Origin of the sequence: Streptomyces sp. KL109B, from assembly GCF_030766935.1 — a bacterium.
Taxonomy (GTDB): domain Bacteria; phylum Actinomycetota; class Actinomycetes; order Streptomycetales; family Streptomycetaceae; genus Streptomyces.
Map to the genome: position 1 here is coordinate 550,863 of NZ_JASERL010000003.1, position 13,934 is coordinate 564,796.

Genomic DNA, 13,934 nt, shown 5'->3' on the forward strand with positions numbered 1-13,934 from the left:
CGCACTTCCAAGTGCGGCCCTACTTGTTGCGTTACTTGTTGCGTTCTAAGGCGCTCAGCCCTTCAGGCGGGCCATCCACGCCTCGACCTCGTCGGCCTTGCGGGGCAGCCCGGCCGACAGGTTCTTGTTGCCGTCCTCCGTGACGAGGATGTCGTCCTCGATGCGGACGCCGATGCCGCGGTACTCCTCCGGCACGGTCAGGTCGTCGGCCTGGAAGTACAGGCCGGGCTCGACCGTGAGCACCATGCCGGGCTCCAGCGTGCCGTTCACGTACGCCTCGGTGCGCGCGACAGCGCAGTCGTGGACGTCCATGCCGAGCATGTGACCGGTGCCGTGCAGGGTCCAGCGGCGCTGCAGGCCGAGCTCCAGGACGCGCTCGACCGGGCCCTCGACGAGGCCCCACTCGACGAGCTTCTCGGCGAGCACGCGCTGCGCGGCGTCGTGGAAGTCCCGGAACTTGCCGCCCGGCTTCACGGCCGCGATACCGGCCTCCTGGGCCTCGTACACGGCGTCGTAGATCTTGCGCTGGAGCGCGTTGTACGTGCCGTTGATCGGCAGCGTGCGCGTGACGTCGGCGGTGTAGTACGTGTGCGTCTCCACACCGGCGTCGAGCAGGAGCAGGTCGCCGGAGTTGACCGGGCCGTCGTTGCGGACCCAGTGCAGGGTGCAGGCGTGCGGGCCCGCGGCGCAGATGGAGCCGTAGCCGATGTCGTTGCCCTCCACGCGCGCGCGAAGGAAGAACGTGCCCTCGATGTAGCGCTCGGAGGTGGCCTCGGCCTTGTCGAGCACCTTCACGACGTCCTCGAAGCCGCGCACGGTCGAGTCGACGGCCTTCTGCAGCTCGCCGATCTCGAACGCGTCCTTCACGACGCGCGCCTCGGAGAGGAAGACCTTCAGCTCGTCGTCGCGCTCGGCGGTGACCTTGTCGGTCAGGGCGGCCTCGACGCCGGCGTCGTAGCCGCGCACGACGCGCACCGGGCCGGTCGCTTCGGCCAGCTCGTCGGCGAGCGCGCGGACGTCGGAGGCGGGGATGCCGTACAGCTTCTCGGCCTCGGTCAGCGAGTGGCGGCGGCCGACCCACAGCTCGCCCTGGCCGTCGAGCCAGAACTCGCCGTTCTCGCGGTTGGAGCGCGGCAGCAGGTACAGCGTCGCGTCGTGGCCACCCGCGCGCGGCTCCATGACGAGGACGCCGTCCTCCGTCTGGTTGCCGGTCAGGTACGCGTACTCGACCGAGGAACGGAAGGCGTACTCCGTGTCGTTCGAGCGGGTCTTGAGGTTGCCCGCGGGCACCACGAGGCGCTCGCCCGGGAAGCGGGCGGAGAGGGCGGCGCGGCGGGCGGCGGTCTCGGCGGCCTGGGCGATCGGCCGCAGGTCGTGCAGCTCGGTGTCGGCCCAGCCGGACTTCATGTTCTCGGCGAGCTCGTCGGACACGCCCGGGTAGAGGCCGTTCTTGCGCTGCTTGATGGGCTCCTCGGCCTCGGCGGCCTCCGGGGTCTCCGGGGTCTCCGGGTTGAGCTCCTCCGACACGGTTCCTCCTCGACACGGCGGGTCCGGTGAAATGCCCTGGATACGGCGATGGACCCCCTCCATCGTACGAGCGTACGGAAGGGGGTCCAGGGTCGGAGTGCCTGTTACACACAGCGCCACAGAGGTCACTCGAAGCGCGCCGCGAGCAGCACCACGTCCTCCTCGCTGTCGGCCGTGTCGAGCCCGTCCGGGAGCACCGCGCGCAGCACGTGGTCGGAGATCGCCGCGGGGTCCTCGCGCAGCGCCTTGGGCACGCTCGCGGCGGCCGCGTGCAGCCGCGCGAAGGCGCGGTCCATGGGGTCGCCGGTGCGGCGCAGCAGGCCGTCCGTGTAGAGCAGAACGGTCTCGCCGGGTGCCGGGGTGATCTCGACGCTCGGGGCTTCCCAGCAGGCGAGCATCCCGAGGGGCGCGGACAGCGTCGTCTCGGCGTACTCGGTGCGCCGCTCGCCGATCACCAGGGGCGGGCTGTGCCCTGCGCCCGCGAGGACGATCTTGCGCTGGGCGGGCTCGCAGTAGGCGAACAGGGCGGTCGCGCTGCGCGCCGGCTCGGTCAGGCGCAACAGAAGCTCCAGGTCGGACAGGACCGCCACCGGGTCCTCGCCCTCCATCACCGCGTACGCCCGGAGGGAGGCGCGCAGTCGGCCCATCGCGGCGACCGCGCTCGCGCCGGAGCCGCTGACCGAGCCGACCGCGAGCCCGAGCGCCCCTTCGGGCAGCGGCAGCGCGTCGTACCAGTCGCCGCCGCCGCGCGGCCCGGTGTGGTGCCGGGCGGCGAGCTGCACCCCGGCGACCCGGGGAAGGCGCGGCGGCAGCAGCTCGTCGGCGACGGTGCGCGACCACGCGCGCGTGCGCTCCAGTTCCAGGAGGCGGGCCAGGTGTTCGGTGGCGTAGGCCGTGTACAGGCCGATGAGGTGGCGCTGGCGCTCCACGGGCTCGGCCGGCTCGTCGTAGAGCCAGACCGCGGCGCCGAGCCGCCCCGCCGCCTCAGTGGCGAGCGGCAGCGCGTAGCTCGCGGCGTAGCCGAGGCGGGCGGCGACCTCGCGGTGGCGCGGGTCGAGCCCGTCCTCGGCGAGCAGGTCGGCGCGCGCCTCGGGCTCGGCGGACAGGCCGTCGAGGATCCGTCCGTACGAGGTCGCGCCGCGCGGCACCGTCTCGATGTGCCCGAGGTCGGGGCGGGACAGGCCGAGGCCGACGGTGGTGTCGGGGCCGCGCCCGTCGCCCGGTTCCAGGACGACGAGTCCGCGCCGGGCGCCCACCAGGGAGGCTCCGGCGCGCAGCAGTTCGTGCAGTGCGTCCTCGAGTGCGGCCGTGCGGGCCAGCCGTTCCGTGAGTTCGTGCAGGGTCGTGAGATCGGAGACCCAGCCCGCGAGCCGGTCCTGGATCACGGCTCCGGGGGCCGGGGCGGCGGGAGTGACTTGCGACACGGAGGGAGCGGGCGCGGCATTGGGGGCGGGAGGGGGAACCTGTCCAGGAGGGGAATCGATTCCGGCCACTTTCGGCAGGCGTGGGGTTGTCATGGCTTCCGGCTTTCCGGCCGGTGCAAATTGCTCATTAGCATCGCAAACCCCCATGTCATTCTGCGCCGCTAGCAATGTCTCCACATGTACACGGACTCGTGAGGGGATGTCCAGCATTGTCCAGTTGAGATTGCCGGTGTCCGCCGTGGTCACGCGACGTGTTCGGTAAAACGATCTCGGTTCTCATACGTGATCCCATCCGTGATCCCCTCCCGATCTCGAGCCGATCCCGTTCGTTCGAAGTTGGCCAAAAAGTGCCCGAGGGAACGGCATATTGCAGTCCACTGGCATTGTTCAGCTGTGGTCAACAGAGCGTCATAGCGGCCGTGGTGGGTACGTAGTCGGTGAAGACCAGGGGCAGTTGGGATCCACCCGGAACCTGGTGACGGAGCCGGGCGTCATAACCATCGGCGACCGTGCCCCATCCTCCCGTGGCGGAGGCGGCGAGAAATACGCGGGACGGCAAACGCCAGGCGCCGCCACCCCACGCCAGGCTTTTAAAGGACACAGCAGGCGCTCGGACTATAGGGGTTCCCCCTGCCTCAGGCCGGCGGTTCAGGCTGGGGTGTGGCGCTCCAACACGTACGCGCAGTGACTGATCGACACATGGTGTGATGTGGCCCATAGCGTTCTCTTCGGTCTACGGAAAGGAACGAGCGCTCATGCGCGAGATCCTCGGAAGGCGACGCAGGCTCCTGTCCAGGCGTGACAACGGGAAGTCTGACCTGATCAGTGCGGCCCTCACGTTCGCGACAGCGTGGCAGTGGCCGGTCCTGCCGGGCATAGGGCTCGAGGCGGGCGGCCGTCGCGACGGCGTCCGCTGCGCCTGCCCCGACCCGGAGTGCACGGTGCCCGGCGCGCACCCCTTCGACCCGGGACTGCTCGCCGCGACGACCGATGAGCGCATGGTCCGCTGGTGGTGGACCAACCGTCCCCAAGCGCCGATCGTGCTCGCCACCGGTGCCCCCGCCGGGACCTCATCGGGGCGCGCGCCCTGCGCCGTGAGCCTCCCGGCCGTCGCGGGCGCCCGCGCACTCGCGGCGCTCGACCGCAGGGACGTCCGGCTCGGCCCGGTGATCGCGACGCCGGAGCGGCTCGCGATCCTCGTGGCGCCGTACTCGCTGGAGCAACTCGGCGAACTCCTCTACGCGCAGGACTTCGTGCCCGGCTCGTTGCGCTTCCACGGGGACGGCGGCTATCTCGCGTTGCCGCCGTCGATCTCGGGCGCGGGACAGGTGCGTTGGGAGCGCGCGCCGCTGCCGGGGTCGGCCGCCCCGTGGGTGCCGGACGTGGAGGCCGTGGTCGGCACGCTCGTCGACACCCTCACTCGTACGGGTGTGAGCGCGCCCGAGTTGTAGCGGAATCGGGCGCGCGGCGGGCCGGTTGGTGGGGTGTGCGCCGATATGTTCGGTGCATGCCTGCCGCGCCGCCTTCCTCCCGACTCCGTCTGTACGGCCTGATCGCCGTGGTGGTTCTCACAGCGGCGCTCCCGCTGGCTGGCGCGTCCGCGGGGCCGGTGGACGACGAGCGGCCGACGCGCCCGGCGGCCGCCGGGGCCGGCCCCACCGAAGCGCCCGGGACGGAGGCCGAGGCCGACACCGCGGACAGGGCGAGCGACGAGCGGGACGACAAGCCGTCGCAGGCGGGCGACGAGCGGGACGGCAAGCCGTCGCAGACGGGCGACGAGCGGGACGGCAAGACGTCGCGACAGGAGTCCGGAAAGCCCTCCCTGCTGACCGGTCTCGGCCTGACCACCGAGGCCCACTGCGGCCCCCAACTGGCCGCCCCGGAAGGCATCGAGGCGCAGACCTGCGTGCTGATCCACGGGCGCGACACCTGGGCGCGCACCTACTACCGCAACGCGACGGGCTCCGTGCTGAACGCCGTACTGACCCTGATGGCACCCGGCGGACGCACGGTGCAGCTGCACTGTGCGGTGGGCGCGGAGGACGAGCCGGGGATGTGCGAGACACCGCGGGAGCGTACGCGGGGAAAGCCCGGCGAGTACGCGGCGGTGGCGGAGTACGCGAAGGGCGGGGAAGGCCCGCTGCTGCTGCGCTCCGGAAGCAACTCGGCGCCCTCGCACGGGGGTTGAGCCCGGCGGGCACGGGGCGAACGCGGAGCGGACATGGAAGCGCCCGGTTGCTGGCGACGGGGGATGCACCAGCAACCGGGCTACTTGAACGGTAACAAGAGATCGGCGGTTAGCAAATTCGATCTCTTCTATTCGGACATGGATTTACCTGCAACTACCGGGAGTTGTGACCCGGCTCACCCTGTGGTTCGGGCTGACCGGTCGGTCAGCCCGAGGAGAGCCGTGCGTCAGCTGAGCGTCACCTGGCGGTTGGTGAGGCCCCCGCGCGCGCGGCGCTCGTCCGGGGTCAGCGGGGCGTCCGTGGCCAGCGCGGCCGCGAGCCGCTCGGCGAACTCGGCGGCCGGCTTCTCGACGTCCTCCGCCCGCACCTCGCTGGGCAGGTCCCAGACCGGCACGGTCAGGCCGTGCGCCCTGAAGGAGCCCACCAGGCGGGTGCCCTCGCCGAGCGAGGACGTGCCCGCCGCGTGCAGCCGCGCCAGCGCGTCGAGCAACTTCTCCTCGGCGTGCGGCATGACCCACCGGAGGTGGTTCTTCTCCGGCGTCTCGCACCAGTAGGCGCTGTCCACGCCGGTGAGCTTCACCGTGGGAATGGCCGCGGCGTTGGCCCGCTCCAGGGAGGCGGCGACCTCGCCCGTCGCGTTCTCCGAGTCCGGAACCCAGAATTCGAAGCCCGTGTGCACGACCGGCTCGAAAACGCCGTCGGAGGCGAGTACGTCCTGAAGGCGCGGACCGTCGGCCGGCGCCCGGCGCGTCTGCACCGGATTGCCCGGCTCCGCCTCCAGCGCGCGCAGCAGGGTGTCGGCCAGATCGCGGCTGATGTCCCCGGACGGCGTGTCGTTCTGCAGGCCGAGCAGGACCGAGCCGTCGTCGCGGCGCAGTGCGGGCCAGGCCATGGGCAGCACGGTGGCGAGCGTCACCGAGGGAACGCCATCGGGCAGCCCGTTCTTCAAGGTCAGCTCGACCGTCGCGGCGGGCACCAGCTCGCGCAGCGCCACCCAGTCGCCCTCGCCGGGCAGGCCCTCGAAGGGGCGCTGCACCAGCTCGGTCACGGCGTGCGCGGCGACCCGGCCGTGGCACGCCTTGTAGCGGCGACCGCTGCCGCAGGGGCAGGGTTCGCGGGCACCGACGACCGGGAAGTTCCCCTCAGCGCCTCCTGCGCGGGCGCCATCGGTGACGTGCGGCTTGCCCTTGGTCTGCGGGCGCTTCTTGGCCATCTTGGGTGTCTCCCGGATACGGCTCTCGTACGTACGGCGCGAGCCTAGCCGCTCGTACTGACAACGAGTGGATTCGGCCCAACTGGCCGCGCCCGGGCGGCTTTCAGCGCAGCTCGTCGAGCGCGTCGGAGAAGTCAAGGCCCGCCAGGTCCGCGACGGGTGGCGCGGCCACCCGCGAGACGAAGTCGTCCCGGCGCTCCGCAGCGGCCTCCGCGTGCACGTCCTTGTGGACGATCACCCAGACGGTGACCTCGCCGCGAAACCCGTCCCGTACGCCCCAGTCGTCGGCGAGCGCCGAGATGATGTTGAGCCCGCGGCCGCCGTGCGCCGTGACCGACGGGGTGGCCGGAACCGGGCGGGTGGGCCCGCCGCCGTCCGTCACCTCGACCGTGAGACAGCCCCGGTCGTCGACGCGCCACGCGGCGCGTACGTCTCCGTCGCCCGCCAGATCGTCGCCGAGCGGCCTGCCGTGCCGACACGCATTGCTGAGCAGTTCCGAAAGGATGAGTACCGCATCGTCGATGACCGATTCCGGTACGCCACTGATGCGCAGCTGTTCACGCATGCGACGCCTTGCCGCACCCACGCCCGCAGGGCCATGGGGAACGGCCATGCTCGACGACGCGGGCACCTCCTGTGCCACCACCAACGCCACCCCCGAGACCTCCTTTGCCCCACGCCACCGTGTGAATGCCCCAATGGACTGGACCGGAAACCGGCCACTTCGCTTCCAGTGACGCACTCGTGACGATCGAATACGGTCCGAACGCGCCGGGGCACACCCTGTGACGACACGAGAGGAAAGTGGCCGGATTCGGTCCCTGGGGCAGTTCTGGCGCCGGGGCCCGCCTCAGGACCTGCCGAGTCGGCTCAGCACCGCCGCCGGCCGGTTGGTGATGATCGCGTCGACGCCCAGGCTCGCGCAGAGGTCGATGTCCTCGGGTTCGTCCACCGTCCAGACGTGGATCCCGTGCCCCGCGCGCGCGAGCTTCTCGACGTACGCGGGGTGGCCCCGCACGATCCGGATGCTGGGCGCCGCGATGTGCACGCCCTTGGGGAGGCGCCCTTCGCGGTGGCGGGGCGAGACGAACTGCATCAGGTAGACCGTCGGCAGCGTCGGGGACGCCTCCTGGACGCGCAGCAAGGAGCGCGCGGAAAAGCTCATCACGCGCACGCGCGAGGGCCCTTCGGGCGGCGGGGCGTCCAGGCCGAACCGCTTGAGCAGGAGCAGCAGCCGCTCCTCGACCTGCCCCGCCCACCGCGTGGGGTGCTTGGTCTCGATCGCCAGCTCCACCGGGCGCTCCGCGTCGGTCACCAGCTCCAGGAGGCGCTCCAGCGTCAGTACGGAGGTGTCGGCGGAGGTCTCGGCGGAGGTCTCGGCCGCGCCGCCCGTCCAGTCGGGCCCCTCCTCGTGGTCCTTCCAGGAGCCGAAGTCGAGGGCGGCGAGGTCCGAGAGTTCCAGTGCGGAGACGGCTCCGCGCCCGTTCGACGTACGGTTGACGCGACGGTCGTGCACGCATACGAGGTGACCGTCCGCCGTGAGCCGCACATCGCATTCAAGGGCGTCCGCACCGTCCTCGATCGCCTTCTTGTAGGCGGCCAGTGTGTGCTCGGGGGCATCCTGAGAGGCACCGCGGTGGGCGACGACCTGGATGCGCTGTTGTCGTCGCTGCTGTCGTGCGAGGGTCACCGCGTCATGGTGCCACCGCGCGGTGGGTACGCGAGAAAAGTTCGGCCTTGCGGATGCGTCCGTTTTGCCGGACGTAAAGGATGGCAGGGGACGCACAGGATCGCCTTACGGCGGCCTGACGTCCCGTGGGAAAGGCTGACGACGTACAACAGCACAAGTGGACCCTGACAGGACCATGCCGGGACGGCGCGTGAGCGCGCCCAGACAGGATGGACCGGCGACGACAGCCGTGGATCGAGGAGAGAAAGCTGTGAGCACCGAGAACGAGGGCACCGAGGTACCCCCGGCCCCGTCCGCACCTCCTGTGCCGGTGGACGCTCCCGCTGCTCCCGCGCCGGCGCCCCAGGGGGCCGGACATGACCCTGCGAGCCAGCAGACGCAGCCCGCCGACCACGGGGCGCCCGGAGCGCCCGCGGCGTCCGCCGCGCCCTCCGGGCCCGCTTCCGGCGTGCCGGGCGCGGCGGGCCCCGCCCACGGCGGCGACTGGCCGCCCCCGCCGCCCGCCATGCCCGCCTACGGGTCGGGCGGTGGCGGTGGTGGCTGGGGCGCCTCCTACCAGCCGCCGCAGCCCAAGCCGGGCGGCCGTCGCGGCGGCCTGCTCGCCGGTGTCATCGCGGCGGCGCTGATCGCGGGCGCGGCCGGCGGCGGCGTGGGCTACTGGGCGGCCGAGCGGGGCGACGGGTCGAGCACCGGCTCGACCACCGTCTCCGCCTCCAACCCGGCGGACCTGAAGCGCGACAAGGGCACCGTCGCGGGCATCGCCGCCAAGGCGCTGCCCAGCACGGTCACCATCGAGGCCGAGGGCAACAGCGGCGAGGGCGGCACCGGCACGGGCTTCGTGTACGACAAGCAAGGCCACATCCTCACCAACAACCACGTGGTGGCGGAGGCCGCCGACGGCGGCAAGCTGTCGGCGACGTTCTCGAACGGCAAGAAGTACGACGCCGAGGTGATCGGCAAGGCGCAGGGCTACGACGTCGCGGTCATCAAGCTCAAGAACGCGCCGGACGACCTGAAGCCGCTCACCCTCGGCAATTCCGACCAGGTCGCGGTCGGCGACTCGACCATCGCGATCGGCGCGCCCTTCGGCCTGTCGAACACGGTGACCACGGGCATCGTCTCCGCCAAGGACCGCCCGGTGGCCTCCAGCGACGGCTCCGGCACCAGCAAGGCCTCGTACATGAGCGCCCTGCAGACCGACGCCTCGATCAACCCGGGCAACTCCGGCGGCCCGCTGCTTGACGGCAACGGGAACGTGATCGGCATCAACTCCGCCATTCAGTCCGCCTCCAGCGGCGGCGGCATGGGCGGCTCGGGGCAGTCCGGCTCGATCGGTCTCGGCTTCGCCATTCCGATCAACCAGGCGAAGATGGTCGCCCAGCAGCTCATCAAGACCGGGCAGCCGGTCTACCCGGTGATCGGGGCCTCCGTCTCCCTGGAGGAGGGCACCGGCGGCGCGAAGATCACGCAGCAGGGTGTGGGCGGAGCCGACTCCGTCACGCCGAACGGCCCGGCGGACAAGGCGGGCCTCAAGCCCGGCGACGTCATCACGAAGCTGGACGACCAGCCGATCGACTCGGGCCCGACGCTGATCGGCCAGATCTGGACGCACAAGCCGGGCGACTCCGTGAAGCTCACCTACACGCGCGACGGCAAGGAGCACACGGTCGACGTGACCCTGGGCGAGCGCAAGGGCGACAGCTGACCGACCCCGCGACCGGACCCGCTACCCTGGTCCCCGCGCCACGACGGTTTTCAAGGCCGTTACGGCGCGGGGTGGGTTGCCCGAGCGGCCTAAGGGAACGGTCTTGAAAACCGTCGAGGCGCGAGCCTCCGTGGGTTCAAATCCCACACCCACCGCGTAGTTGAGCGAGCCCCCGATCCGGATGCCGGGTCGGGGGCTCGCTCGTGTTCGAGGGCGGGGCGGTCTACGGCCCCGCCGTGAGCCGGGCCGCCGAGGCGATCGTGGAGCGGGCCTCGCGTTCCGTCAGGCCGGTGCGGACCGCCGCGTCCGTCAGGGCGTCCACGAGGCTGTCCCCGATGCCGCTCTCGTACGCGCGGCAGGCCGCCCAGAAGAGGCGCGTGTTGCGCTGGCCCTCATGGGCGCTCAGAACGAACTGGACGAGGCCCAGACCGTGTTGACCCGGACGGCCCGGCGCGGGGTGGTGCGCGCGTGGCGGGGGCGTGAGCAGGCGCAAAAGCGCCGGTGGGCAGGGCGCGGGCGGCAGATGGGCGGTGCCGGGGACCGTGCTGTAGACGCCGTGCTCCGTGCGTGAGCCGGGGCCCACGAGATAGCCGCCCGCGCCCCGGATGTCGATCCCGGGGGCGAGGCGCCCCGCGGAATTGGGCACCACGACGTCCGGCGGCCCGGACAGCCACAGGTGCCGGCCGCCGCTGGGGGTGGCCACGACCACGGTGTCGGGGATCGTGAAGAGATGCCGTAAGGCCAGCTCACGCAGCGAAGCGGAGGCGTTCGTACCGGACTTGGTGTCCAGGTCGACGCCGATCAGGTGGTGCGGGGCGAGGCCGCAGGCGATGCCGTAGCCGGTCGCCCTCGGCGCCGCCGCGAAGAGCGCGCGGATGCGGCGCGGATCGGTCGTCGCGTCGTACACGCCGTGTCCGGGCAGCCCGCATTCCCCGTGGCAGCGCGGGGTCGAGGGCGGGTCGTCGCGGTGCGGTGAGGGCAGCGCGGGGAGTTTGGTCCTGGCCAGAGGGATGACGGCGAGTCCGCGTTCGGCGGCGGACAGGGCGTGCGCGAGGGCCAGGGTCGCGAGGGGCGGGTGCGGTGGGGAGCAGAGTGAGTGCCGGTCCATGGTGGCCATGCCCCCATTTTCGTACGAGTGTTCGAAGAAGGGAAGTGGGGCTGGCCTCCGGAGGGGAGCGTTTACCAAAAATGTGCTGAAACGCTTCGCCGTTTGGGGTGCTTGGGGAGGGCTGGTCCCCAGGTGGCGTAATCAGGGTTGAGCTGGGGTTTTCCGGTAGTGAAGCGGGTTTATCGACTTGTCCTCACGCTTGAGAGCGAATAGCGGCTTCCGGGGTGGTTCGCCGGGGATTCGGTGGGCAACTCTGGATTCGCGACGTCGTGAACTTCGCCGAGGTGGTCGGCCAACTACCTGGGCACATCCCCGTACTTACCGGGTGGCGGGACCCCCGTCCGAGCGCCCGGAGCGTACTTCCTGTTCTGGAGGAATAGACATGGCTTCCATCCGTACCGCCCGCGCCATCGCCGCCGTCGCCGCACTGCCCCTCGCCGCAGCCCTCTTCTCCGGGGTGGCCATGGCGGACAACGGCTCCTTCGCGGACGACGGATCGAACGCGGGTGTGGCGTCGGTCAACGGCAGCGGTGTCGGTGACGACAACAGCGGCAACTCGTCCACCACGCAGCAGCAGGCCGTCGGCGACGGCGCCTCGAACCAGAGCAACACGGCTCAGGCGAACGGCTCCGGATTCACGGCGATCGACCAGTCGAACGAGAACGTGACCGTGAACTTCACCGAGCTCTGGTAACCCACCGGCTCCTGCTCGGCGGGGGTCTTCCGTGGGGTGCGTGACAGTCTGCGCGGCGGTGCTTCGGTGCCGCCGCGCAGGCGTGTTCTGCGACTACGCGCGCGTGGCGGTGACGGCGACCGCGCGCGTGCCGTGATGTGTACGCGCGCGTGCCGTGACGTGGTCGATCTCTTGACACCCGACGGTATCTGACGGACAGTCAGAAACCCTTGTCGGTACGAGGCCAGTCCTGGAGGGCAGCCGCCGTGCACCTCGCCCCCACCGAGCGCCAGCGCGAGCTGCGCGCCCAGCTGCGTGAGAGATTCCGTACGTTGATGCCGGGCGGCCCACCGGCCGCCGACGACCCGGGCGAACAGCGCCGGGTGCTGCGCCGGATCGGCGCCGAGGGCCTCCTCGGCCTCGGCTGGCCCGTCGAGTACGGCGGCCAGGGGCGCGGCGCGGACGAGCAGTTCGTGTTCTTCGACGAGGCCTACCGGGCCGGTGCGCCGGTCTCCATGGTCACGCTCAACACGGTCGGCCCGACGCTCATGAAGTACGGCACCGAGGAGCAGAAGGCCTACTTCCTGCCCCGGATCCTCAAGGGCGACCTGGTATTCGCGATCGGTTACAGCGAGCCTTCGGCGGGCACCGACCTCGCGTCGCTGCGCACACGCGCGGTGCGGGACGCGGCCACCGGTGACTGGGTGATCGACGGGCAGAAGGTGTTCACGTCGAACGCGCAGAACGCCGACTGGATCTGGCTGGCCTGCCGCACCGACCCCGAGGCGCCCAAGCACAAGGGCATCTCGATCATCCTCGTGCCGACCGACGCGCCCGGTTTCTCGTGGACCCCGATCGAGACCGTCGGAGGCCTGACCACGACGGCCACGTACTACGACGGCATCCGGGTCCCCGGCTCGAACCTGGTCGGTGAGGAGAACGCGGGCTGGGGGCTGATCACCAATCAGCTCAATCACGAGCGGGTCGCCCTCGCCGCGATCGGGATGCAGGCCGAGGACTTCTACGAGCGGGTGGCCACCGCCGCCCGCACCCCCGATCCGGTGACCGGGGAGCGCCGTGTTGACACCTCATGGGTGAGATCCCAGCTCGCCGAGGCGCATGCCAGGTTGGCGGCAACGCGCCTGCTCAACTGGCGTTTGGTGGGGGATGTCGGGGCGGGCCGGCTGGCCCCCGGGGACGCCAGCGGCGTGAAGTTCGCGGGAACGGAATCAGCGGTCGAGACGTATCGAATATGTCAGCAGATCGCGGGTGACAGCGGGTGGGTGCGGGCCGGTTCGCCCGGTTCGCTCGGCGATGAAGCGGGGGTGGGCGACGGCGGGTTGGAGCGGATGAACCGCGCGGCGCAGATCAATACGTTCGGCGGCGGGGTGAGCGAGGTGCAGCGCGAGATCGTCGCGACGATGCGGCTCGGGATGCGGAGGGGGAAGCGGTGAGCGCGGGAGTTGCGGGACAGGAGTTCATGGGCCACGAGCCCCTGGCGTACGAGAAGTTGAAGGCCTTCGAGGGGCGGGTGGCGGCCACCGAGGCCGCGGGCCTTGACCCGGTCAACGCGCCGATGATCCGGCACTGGTGCGAGGCCATGGGCGATACGAACCCCGCGTACCAGGGGCCGGACGCGATCGCGCCGCCGACCATGCTGCAGGCCTGGACGATGGCGGGCCTGACCAGTTACGAGGGGCGCTCGCCCGCCCACGACGAGCTGTTCGCGCTGCTCGACGGCGCGGGGTACACCTCGGTCGTCGCCACGGACTGCGAGCAGGAGTATCTGCGGCCCCTGCGGCCGGGCGACGCGATCACGTACGACTCGGTGATCGAGTCGGTCTCGCCGCTGAAGACGACGAAGCTGGGCACCGGGCACTTCATCACGACGCGGATGAACGTACGGGTGGGTGGGGAGGTCGCCGGGACGCATCTGTTCCGGATCCTGAAGTACACGCCCGCCAAGCGGAGTTCGTCGCAAGCGGCGGCCAAGAAGGACCGGGGCCGGCGGCCGCGGCCCGTCGTCAACCGGGACAACGCGGGGTTCTGGGAGGGCGTGGCCGAGCACCGGCTGCTCATCCAGCGCTGCCGCGCGTGCGAGACGCTGCGCTTCCCCTGGCTGCCGGGGTGCAACACCTGCGGTGGGCAGGAGTGGGACACCGTGGCGGCGAGCGGCGAGGGCACCGTCTACAGCTACGTGGTCATGCACCACCCGCCCTTCCCCGCCTTCGATCCGCCGTACGCGGTGGGGCTCATCGAGCTGGCGGAGGGTGTGCGCATCGTGAGCAACGTGGTGGGCGTGCCGTCCGACAAGGTGCGGATCGGGATGCCGGTACGGCTCGAATTCCTCGCTGTGGACGACGAGTTGGAGCTGCCCGTCTTCCGTGTGGTCGAGGAGGTCTGAC

Annotated in this window: 12 protein-coding genes and 1 tRNA gene; 7 read left to right on the forward strand and 6 right to left on the reverse strand. The window is 71.2% G+C overall.

What is annotated here, in order from left to right; translation table 11 throughout:
- Positions 1-54 precede the first annotated feature (54 nt).
- Positions 55-1,527 carry an aminopeptidase P family protein gene (locus tag RBJ65_RS13845; RefSeq protein WP_306324027.1) on the reverse strand — a complete coding sequence of 491 codons (1,473 nt, stop codon included), beginning with the start codon at positions 1,525-1,527 and terminating at the stop codon, positions 55-57.
- 125 nt (positions 1,528-1,652) lie between these two features.
- Complete coding sequence (locus RBJ65_RS13850; RefSeq protein WP_306324035.1) at positions 1,653-3,161, reverse strand: PP2C family protein-serine/threonine phosphatase; 1,509 nt, start codon at positions 3,159-3,161, stop codon at positions 1,653-1,655.
- Positions 3,162-3,706: 545 nt separating this feature from the next.
- Between RBJ65_RS13850 and RBJ65_RS13855 the strand changes: the two genes are divergently transcribed.
- Complete coding sequence (locus tag RBJ65_RS13855; RefSeq protein WP_306324028.1) at positions 3,707-4,402, forward strand: bifunctional DNA primase/polymerase; 696 nt, start codon at positions 3,707-3,709, stop codon at positions 4,400-4,402.
- Between the two features lie 56 nt (positions 4,403-4,458).
- Positions 4,459-5,139: a hypothetical protein gene (locus tag RBJ65_RS13860; RefSeq protein WP_306324029.1), complete on the forward strand. Its 681-nt coding sequence runs from the start codon at positions 4,459-4,461 to the stop codon at positions 5,137-5,139.
- Positions 5,140-5,366: 227 nt separating this feature from the next.
- Here RBJ65_RS13860 and RBJ65_RS13865 read toward each other — a convergent pair whose 3' ends face one another.
- From RBJ65_RS13865 to RBJ65_RS13875, 3 genes are all read right to left on the reverse strand, one after another.
- Entirely contained in the window at positions 5,367-6,353 is a 987-nt protein-coding gene (locus tag RBJ65_RS13865; protein WP_306324030.1) for a DUF5926 family protein, read from the reverse strand.
- A 103-nt stretch (positions 6,354-6,456) separates the two neighbouring features.
- Positions 6,457-7,008 (reverse strand): ATP-binding protein, encoded by a 552-nt coding sequence (locus RBJ65_RS13870; RefSeq protein ID WP_306324031.1) that lies wholly within the window; start codon positions 7,006-7,008, stop codon positions 6,457-6,459.
- 195 nt (positions 7,009-7,203) lie between these two features.
- Entirely contained in the window at positions 7,204-8,043 is an 840-nt protein-coding gene (locus tag RBJ65_RS13875) for a glycerophosphodiester phosphodiesterase (RefSeq protein ID WP_306324032.1), read from the reverse strand.
- A gap of 250 nt (positions 8,044-8,293) precedes the next feature.
- On the opposite strand from RBJ65_RS13875, the gene RBJ65_RS13880 reads away from it, so the two are divergent.
- Both RBJ65_RS13880 and RBJ65_RS13885 read left to right on the forward strand, forming a co-directional pair.
- Complete coding sequence (locus tag RBJ65_RS13880) at positions 8,294-9,748, forward strand: S1C family serine protease (RefSeq protein ID WP_306332133.1); 1,455 nt, start codon at positions 8,294-8,296, stop codon at positions 9,746-9,748.
- A gap of 70 nt (positions 9,749-9,818) precedes the next feature.
- Positions 9,819-9,903 (forward strand) — tRNA-Ser (locus RBJ65_RS13885).
- Between the two features lie 68 nt (positions 9,904-9,971).
- Here the strand turns inward: RBJ65_RS13885 and RBJ65_RS13890 are convergent.
- On the reverse strand, positions 9,972-10,865 hold the full coding sequence (locus RBJ65_RS13890; protein WP_306324324.1) for a bifunctional DNA primase/polymerase: 894 nt from the start codon (positions 10,863-10,865) through the stop codon (positions 9,972-9,974).
- 373 nt (positions 10,866-11,238) lie between these two features.
- On the opposite strand from RBJ65_RS13890, the gene RBJ65_RS13895 reads away from it, so the two are divergent.
- The 3 genes from RBJ65_RS13895 (at position 11,239) to RBJ65_RS13905 (ending at position 13,933) form a co-directional block, all read left to right on the forward strand.
- A complete protein-coding gene (locus RBJ65_RS13895) occupies positions 11,239-11,550 on the forward strand; it encodes a hypothetical protein (RefSeq protein WP_306324323.1) in 312 nt (103 codons plus the stop codon).
- Between the two features lie 245 nt (positions 11,551-11,795).
- On the forward strand, positions 11,796-12,983 hold the full coding sequence (locus RBJ65_RS13900) for an acyl-CoA dehydrogenase family protein (protein ID WP_306324322.1): 1,188 nt from the start codon (positions 11,796-11,798) through the stop codon (positions 12,981-12,983).
- A gap of 26 nt (positions 12,984-13,009) precedes the next feature.
- A complete protein-coding gene (locus RBJ65_RS13905) occupies positions 13,010-13,933 on the forward strand; it encodes a bifunctional MaoC family dehydratase N-terminal/OB-fold nucleic acid binding domain-containing protein (protein WP_306324327.1) in 924 nt (307 codons plus the stop codon).
- The last annotated feature ends 1 nt before the right edge of the window (position 13,934 follow it).

Excerpts from the sequence above, each read along its gene's own strand:
- RBJ65_RS13860 (WP_306324029.1), top strand. The coding sequence starts at position 4,459 with ATGCCTGCCGCGCCGCCTTCCTCCCGACTCCGTCTGTACGGCCTGATC.
- RBJ65_RS13850 (WP_306324035.1), bottom strand. The coding sequence starts at position 3,161 with ATGCTGGACATCCCCTCACGAGTCCGTGTACATGTGGAGACATTGCTA.
- RBJ65_RS13865 (WP_306324030.1), bottom strand. The coding sequence starts at position 6,353 with ATGGCCAAGAAGCGCCCGCAGACCAAGGGCAAGCCGCACGTCACCGAT.
- RBJ65_RS13895 (WP_306324323.1), top strand. The coding sequence starts at position 11,239 with ATGGCTTCCATCCGTACCGCCCGCGCCATCGCCGCCGTCGCCGCACTG.
- RBJ65_RS13905 (WP_306324327.1), top strand. The coding sequence starts at position 13,010 with ATGGGCCACGAGCCCCTGGCGTACGAGAAGTTGAAGGCCTTCGAGGGG.
- RBJ65_RS13890 (WP_306324324.1), bottom strand. The coding sequence starts at position 10,865 with ATGGCCACCATGGACCGGCACTCACTCTGCTCCCCACCGCACCCGCCC.
- RBJ65_RS13855 (WP_306324028.1), top strand. The coding sequence starts at position 3,707 with ATGCGCGAGATCCTCGGAAGGCGACGCAGGCTCCTGTCCAGGCGTGAC.